At 72.5% G+C, this 5,452-nt stretch carries 6 protein-coding genes; 5 read left to right on the top strand and 1 reads right to left on the bottom strand.

Features of this window, described 5'->3' with window-relative positions:
* The first annotated feature begins 78 nt into the window (after positions 1-78).
* Positions 79-621 carry a GNAT family protein gene (locus tag AB0442_RS41700; RefSeq protein WP_363543848.1) on the top strand — a complete coding sequence of 181 codons (543 nt, stop codon included), beginning with the start codon at positions 79-81 and terminating at the stop codon, positions 619-621.
* A gap of 105 nt (positions 622-726) precedes the next feature.
* On the opposite strand, the gene AB0442_RS41695 is transcribed toward AB0442_RS41700, so the two are convergent.
* Positions 727-1,545, bottom strand: a complete 819-nt coding sequence (locus tag AB0442_RS41695) for a methyltransferase domain-containing protein (RefSeq protein WP_363543847.1) — start codon at positions 1,543-1,545, stop codon at positions 727-729.
* A gap of 199 nt (positions 1,546-1,744) precedes the next feature.
* On the opposite strand from AB0442_RS41695, the gene proS reads away from it, so the two are divergent.
* The 4 genes from proS to AB0442_RS41675 all read left to right on the top strand — a co-directional run bounded on the left by proS (position 1,745) and on the right by AB0442_RS41675 (position 5,333).
* On the top strand, positions 1,745-3,157 hold the full coding sequence (proS, locus tag AB0442_RS41690; protein ID WP_363543845.1) for a proline--tRNA ligase: 1,413 nt from the start codon (positions 1,745-1,747) through the stop codon (positions 3,155-3,157).
* A gap of 510 nt (positions 3,158-3,667) precedes the next feature.
* Entirely contained in the window at positions 3,668-4,246 is a 579-nt protein-coding gene (locus tag AB0442_RS41685; protein WP_030275691.1) for a hypothetical protein, read from the top strand.
* Positions 4,247-4,659: 413 nt separating this feature from the next.
* The gene (rpsP, locus tag AB0442_RS41680) at positions 4,660-5,091 is read left to right on the top strand and encodes a 30S ribosomal protein S16 (RefSeq protein WP_030275690.1); all 432 of its coding nucleotides are present in this window, start codon (positions 4,660-4,662) and stop codon (positions 5,089-5,091) included.
* Positions 5,092-5,093: 2 nt separating this feature from the next.
* On the top strand, positions 5,094-5,333 hold the full coding sequence (locus AB0442_RS41675; protein ID WP_030275689.1) for an RNA-binding protein: 240 nt from the start codon (positions 5,094-5,096) through the stop codon (positions 5,331-5,333).
* Positions 5,334-5,452 lie beyond the last annotated feature (119 nt).

Below are 5,452 nucleotides of genomic sequence, written 5' to 3'. Positions count from 1 at the left end.
CCGAGGGGCGGCGGGCCGGCGGCGTTCCCGGGCCCGCCGTGGCCGATCGCCGGGGTCGCCCGGCGTCCGACCGCACACATGCACGATGATGGTGGTGTGCGAGTGAGGATCAGGGAACCCCGACCGGACGACGTGGCCCCGTACGCCGAGGCGGTGCGCCGCTCGGCCGAGCACATAGGCCGGTGGAATCCGGTCGAACCGGACGGCCTCGCCGAACTGCTGGACCGTCAGGGACCGGGCCTGCGCACCTTCCTGATCGAGGACGTCGACACCGGCGGGCTCGTCGGCAAGTGCAACGTGGCCAACATCGTGATGGGCCGGTTCTGCAACGGCGCCCTCGGCTACGACTCCTACCTGCCCTACGCGGGCACCGGGCGGATGACCGAGGGCATGCGGCTGGTGGTCGACCGCTGCTTCGCCCCCGGCGAGCGCGGCGGACTCGGCCTGCACCGGCTGGAGATCAACGTGCAGCCGGACAACACCCGTTCCGTCGCCATGGCCGAGCGGCTCGGCTTCCGCCACGAGGGCTTCACCCCGCGGATGCTGTTCCTCTCCGGCGCCTGGCGCGACCACGAGCGGTACGCGCTGACCGCCGAGGAGTGGACCCCGCTCGACCGCTGACCCGCGTCGTCCGGCCGCCGACCCGCGTCCGCCCCGGGCCCGCGGCGGACGGACGTCCGCCCCGGGCCCGCGGCGGACGGACGTCCACCCCGGGCCCGCGGCGGCTCAGCGGGGCTGTTCGGCCACCACGTAGCGGAACACGTTGGCCATCCGGACGGAGGCGTCCGCCTGCACGAAGGGGTGCAGCGCCTCCTCCAGCTCCTTGGTCACCAGCGCCGGGCCCCACTCCTCGATCGCGCCCTCGTACAGACCGGTGGAGAGCATGCCGCGGACCGCGCTGTCGAGGTCCGGGTAGGCGAACGGACAGCTGACCCGGCCGCTGCCGGCGGGTCGGAGCCCGACGCCCGCGCACAGCTCCTCCAGTGCGCCGGGGGAGCTCAGCGCGAACGGGTCGAAGGACGGCGTCCGGACCGACCGGCGCCGGGCCACCTCCAGCACGCCCGCGCTCTCGCACCGCTCCGGCGGACCCCAGCCGGCCAGCACCACGTGCCCGCCCTGCAGGGTCAGCGCCGCGGCCTCCAGCACCAGCACCGCCGGATCCGCCACGTAGGCGAGCTCCTCGAAAACGGTGACCAGCGAATACGCCGAGCGGGGGACGGACTGGCCCGACCGGTCGACGCCGCCGGCGCCCGCCACCCGAAGCCGCCGGCCCTCCGCGAGCTCGCGCAGCTCGGCCTCCGCCTCCAGCCCGGCCACCTGCGCGCCGCGCTCCGCGGCGAGCAGCAGGGCGAGCCCCGAGCGGCATCCGAGACCGAGCAGGCTGGTCGCCGGACCGACCTCCAGTCGCCGGTATACCGCCTGGTAGAGCGGCACCAGCATCCGCTCCTGGATCTCCGCCCAGTCACGCGCCCGACCGTGCGACCCCGCTCCGCCACCCGCGTGCGGGCGCTGCGCGGTCGTACCGGTCACCTGCGCTGAAGCCATCGCGGCCTCCCATTCGGTGTGTGCGTCCGATGCTCCGGCTCCCCCCGGTCGTGTCCCGCCCCGCCTTCCAGCGAACAGCGCCCCGGCCCCGCCGTCCAGAGGTGTGCAGGGAGTGTCCGTGCGCCGAGGTGTGCGCCCCCGCAGTGCGCCGGTGAAACGGATTCACGGTCGGCACACCGATCGCCGTACCATTCGCCCCATGGCCAAGACACCCGTACTCACCCCCCAGTCGGAAGACTTTCCCCGCTGGTACCAGGACCTGATCAACAAGGCCGAACTGGCCGACAACGGTCCGGTGCGCGGAACGATGGTCATCCGACCGTACGGGTACAGCCTGTGGGAGCGGATGCAGCAGGAGATGGACGCCCGGATCAAGCGCGCCGGTGCCCAGAACGCCTACTTCCCGATGTTCATCCCGCAGTCCTACCTGACCAAGGAGGCCGAGCACGTCGAGGGCTTCGCGCCCGAGCTCGCCGTGGTCACCCACGGCGGCGGCAAGGAGCTGGAGGAGCCGGTCGTCGTCCGCCCCACCTCCGAGACGATCATCAACGAGTACTTCTCGAAGTGGGTCCAGAGCCACCGCGACCTGCCGCTGCTGATCAACCAGTGGGCCAACGTCGTCCGCTGGGAGCTCCGCCCGCGCGTCTTCCTGCGCACCACCGAGTTCCTCTGGCAGGAGGGCCACACCGCCCACGCCACCTACGAGGACGCCCGCGCCTACGCCTCGCGCATCCACACCGAGGTCTACGGCGACTTCATGACCAACGTGCTCGGCATCGACGTGGTGCTCGGCCGCAAGACCGCCCGCGAGCGCTTCGCCGGCGCCATCAACACCCTCACGCTCGAAGGCATGATGGGTGACGGCAAGGCCCTGCAGATGGGCACCAGCCACGAGCTGGGCCAGAACTTCGCCAAGGCGTTCAACACCACCTACCAGCTGCAGGGCGCCGAGCGCGAGCACGTCTGGCAGACCTCCTGGGGCGTCTCCACCCGCATGGTCGGCGGCCTGATCATGTCCCACGGCGACGACAGCGGCCTGCGGGTGCCGCCGCGCCTCGCCGCCGTCCAGGCCGTGGTGCTGGCGATCAAGGGCGACGAGGCGGTGCTCGCCAAGGTCCGCGAGATCGGCGCCGCCCTGGAGGCCGTGGGCGTGCGCACCGTCGTCGACGACCGGACGGACACCCCGTTCGGCCGCCGCGCCGTCGACTGGGAGCTCAAGGGCGTCCCGCTGCGCATCGAGGTCGGCCCGCGCGACCTGGAGAACGGCACCGCGATGCTGGTCCGCCGGATCGCCGGCGGCAAGGAGCCGGTCGCGGCCGACTCCCTGGCCGCGGTCGTGCCCGGCGTCCTGGAGGAGGACCAGGAGCTGCTGCTCCGCCAGTCCCGCGAGCGCCGCGAGTCCCGCACGGTCGACGTCGCCTCCGTGGAGGAGGCCGTCGAGGCCGCCGCCACCGGCTGGGGCCGCATCTCCTGGGCCGACCTCGGCCCGGAGGGCGAGGCCAGGCTGGCCGAGCAGGGCGTCTCGGTGCGCTGCATCGTCGCCGCCGACGGGTCCGTGCCGGAGGCCGACGACCAGCCCGGCAACGTCGCGATCGTCGCCCGCGCCTACTGACCGCCGTCGCCCGGTCCACCGGCCGCCCCGAGCGGCTCGGCCGGTGGCGGGTGCCGGGCGTCGGGCGCCGGGTCGGGGAGTCAACGATCGTGGAGCGGCCGGGCGGCGCCGGTCGGGGAACGGTACAAACCGAAGCCGTTCCGGAACCGGCTCCGTTGCAATTCGATGCCGATTCAGCGGATTGTTAACCGAGGTTTGCACACTGCTCGTCGATGCTACTCGCCGGTCAACTCCCGGCGGTGCGAAACAAGCGGTACGGTATACGGCCCGTGGCCCTGTCAATTTTGACCGGGCTACGGGCCGTCCGCCTTGGGACGGCGTGCGCGTTCCCCGGGAGATAGCCGAGAGCCCCGCCGAGAATCGACGGGTCCACAGATGCAGGGGGTTGGTCTTGCGTCAGGTCAGAACAACGCAATTCAGGAGCGGGTGCGCATTCCTGAGAGATTGCTGGGAATTCCCGGTGAACGGGAACTCGCGGAACATCGGCCCTCTCTCCATCGTTGGTCCAGCGTGAGCACGACACAGCCTCTCGTCCTCGCGGCCGAACTGGCCGCCGCCTGGAGCGACATCCAGGCCCACCACCAGGACCTGCCCGACCTCGCCTCGCCCGAGGCGCTGATCGGCGAGTCCTCCTCGGCGTGCGGCACCCGGCTCGGTTTCGAGCGGCTGCTGCACGAAGCCGCCCACGGGCTGGCCGCCGCGCGGGAGATCCGCGACACCTCGCGGGCCGGCCGCTACCACAACCGGCGCTTCCTGATGCTCGCCTCCGAGCTCGGGCTGGCCCACCCGGTCGAGCCGCACGCCAGCAGCGGCTTCTCCCAGGTGACCATGCTCAAGGAGACGCAGGACAGGTACGCCGACACCATCGAGCGGCTGGAGCGCGCCCTCGGCGCCCACCAGCTCGCCGTCGCGGGCGAGGGCGGCCACCGGGCCTTCCGCGGCCCCGCGGCGCGGCACGGCTCGTCCGGTGGCGGCGTCCGCGTCAAGGCGGTGTGCGGCTGCGGGCGGAACGTCCGTGTCGTCCCCTCCGTGCTCGCCCAGGCGTCCATCGTCTGCGGCGCCTGCCAGCAGCCGTTCAAGATCGGCTGAGTACCGCCCGCCGGCCTCCGTGCCGTCGGTGACCACCCTCCAATTCGACAGTTCGCTGTGCTCGGCTCTACCGGGGGCGGGGGCCCTCGGTCGGGCCGATCTGCAGTGCTGTCGTCCGTGCCGTCCTCATCGCTCGTCGCCGTGCACCGCCCCCGGCAGGGTCCTGCCGGGGCCCCGTGCCGCGCTGCCGGGCCCGTCGCGCGCCCTTCCCGCCGCTCCGGCCGGCGGCGACCCCCGCGCGGGCCGGTTCGGGCCCTCGGCCCGACTGTGGCAGAATGGACAGCTGAGTACTCGGCAGCCGAGCAGGACCCCTCTCTCCTACGGCTGGCGTGTCCCTTGAACGGCCGGTCGCCGCAACCCCACGCGGTGGCAGCGGCCGCTCACCCACGTCAACACCAGGAGAATCCACTCCCGTGGCAGTCAAGATCAAGCTCAAGCGTCTCGGCAAGATTCGCTCCCCGCACTACCGCATCGTCGTCGCCGACTCGCGCACCAAGCGTGACGGCCGCGCGATCGAGGAGATCGGCATCTACCAGCCGACCTACAACCCCTCGAAGATCGAGGTCGACGGCGACCGCGCCCAGTACTGGCTGTCCGTCGGCGCCCAGCCGACCGAGCCGGTGCTCGCCATCCTCAAGCTCACCGGTGACTGGCAGAAGTTCAAGGGCCTGCCCGCGCCGGAGCCGCTGAAGGTCGCCGAGCCGAAGGTCGAGGACTTCTCGCACCTGTTCGCCAAGGCCGTCGCCGGGTTCGAGGACAGCACCACCGGTGTTGCCATCACCCCGAAGGCCAAGAAGGCGGACAAGGCCGAGGCTGACGCCGAGGCCGCCTCCACCGAGGCCTGAGCATGATCGAGGAAGCCCTCGACCACCTGGTGAAGGGCATCGTCGAGCACCCCGACGAGGTGCAGGTGCGCTCGCGCAACCTGCGTCGGGGCAACACCATCGAGGTCCGGGTCCACCCCGACGACCTCGGCAAGGTGATCGGCCGCGGCGGCCGCACGGCCCGCGCACTGCGCACCGTGGTGGGTGCGCTCGGCGGCCGCAACGTCCGGGTCGACCTCGTCGACGTGGACAGCATCCGCTGACGCGGAGCCGTCAGGTCATCGTCAGGTACCAGGGGCCGGCCGGGACGCACAGCCGAACCGCCGGGCCCGGTGGTGGTGAACCCCCCGCGGGGGGGCGGGGGGGGCGGCGGGAGCCCGGC

This window comes from Kitasatospora sp. NPDC085895 (assembly GCF_040702125.1).
Lineage (GTDB): Bacteria > Actinomycetota > Actinomycetes > Streptomycetales > Streptomycetaceae > Kitasatospora > Kitasatospora arboriphila.
This window is presented reverse-complemented; position numbering and strand designations above follow the sequence as displayed.

What these genes read in the sequence shown, in the direction of transcription:
- AB0442_RS41700 (WP_363543848.1), top strand. Translation starts at nt 79, where the DNA reads ATGCACGATGATGGTGGTGTGCGAGTGAGGATCAGGGAACCCCGACCG.
- AB0442_RS41695 (WP_363543847.1), bottom strand. Translation starts at nt 1,545, where the DNA reads ATGGCTTCAGCGCAGGTGACCGGTACGACCGCGCAGCGCCCGCACGCG.
- proS (WP_363543845.1), top strand. Translation starts at nt 1,745, where the DNA reads ATGGCCAAGACACCCGTACTCACCCCCCAGTCGGAAGACTTTCCCCGC.
- AB0442_RS41675 (WP_030275689.1), top strand. Translation starts at nt 5,094, where the DNA reads ATGATCGAGGAAGCCCTCGACCACCTGGTGAAGGGCATCGTCGAGCAC.